This is a genomic window from Serratia sp. root2 (assembly GCF_031931805.1).
Classification (GTDB): domain Bacteria; phylum Pseudomonadota; class Gammaproteobacteria; order Enterobacterales; family Enterobacteriaceae; genus Serratia; species Serratia inhibens.
In genome coordinates this window covers 1-382 of sequence record NZ_JAUJXB010000026.1, presented here as the reverse complement: position 1 = coordinate 382, position 382 = coordinate 1, and the positions used below count along the sequence as shown (strand labels likewise).

2 tRNA genes are annotated in these 382 nt (G+C 50.3%); both read left to right on the top strand.

The features are described 5' to 3' along the window. Positions 1-20: 20 nt before the first annotated feature. Positions 21-97 (top strand) — tRNA-Ile (locus QZQ97_RS24520). Positions 98-252: 155 nt separating this feature from the next. After that, positions 253-328, top strand: a tRNA-Ala gene (locus QZQ97_RS24515). The last annotated feature ends 54 nt before the right edge of the window (positions 329-382 follow it).

The window sequence follows — 382 nt, the reverse complement described above, 5'->3', positions numbered from 1 at the left end:
CGAGCAGAAATACCTTTAATAGGCTTGTAGCTCAGGTGGTTAGAGCGCACCCCTGATAAGGGTGAGGTCGGTGGTTCAAGTCCACTCAGGCCTACCAAATTCGCACTTATGCTGCGTTATGCGCGCGGTCGTTTACCCAAAGTAAACTTCCCTTCCGCATGCCTTGCCTAAGCACGAATTAACAGCAATTCCAAAAGAAAACACTGTTATTCACCGCGAGTGGTAAATAAAGGTATCTGCAAGTGACTGTATGGGGCTATAGCTCAGCTGGGAGAGCGCCTGCCTTGCACGCAGGAGGTCAGCGGTTCGATCCCGCTTAGCTCCACCATATGGTCCTGACAATACTTCAGAGTGTACTGGCGACAGTATGCTGCGAAGTATT